General features: G+C 59.1%; 1 protein-coding gene. It reads left to right on the top strand.

Translation table 11 applies throughout. The features are described from left to right. The coding region (locus tag SB751_RS30285) for a fimbria/pilus periplasmic chaperone (protein ID WP_410749058.1) at positions 1-274 on the top strand (274 nt) is incomplete at both ends.

The following is a 274-nucleotide window of genomic DNA, read 5'->3' as shown; positions in this document are numbered from 1 at the left end:
CAGGAAATTCCGCAAAAGGCGAAGGGCGACAACTCGTTGCAGATCGCGGTGCGGCAGCGGATCAAGCTCTTTTACCGGCCTGCCGATTTGTCCGGAGAACCCTCAGATGCGCCGGGCCAGCTGAAGTGGCGTTGGAGCGAGGGTAGCGGCAAGCCGGCGCTGGAAGTCGTCAACGACTCCCCTTACTTCGTGTCGCTGGGTCACGTGAATCTCAAGGCGGGCGCAAACACGTATCCTGTCGTCGCTGAAATGATCGAACCGAAATCGTCGAAAC

The organism is Cupriavidus sp. SIMBA_020 (assembly GCF_046535395.1).
Taxonomy (GTDB): Bacteria; Pseudomonadota; Gammaproteobacteria; order Burkholderiales; family Burkholderiaceae; genus Cupriavidus; species Cupriavidus campinensis.
Note: the sequence above shows the minus strand (reverse complement) of the source record. Positions and strands in the feature narration are given on the sequence as shown.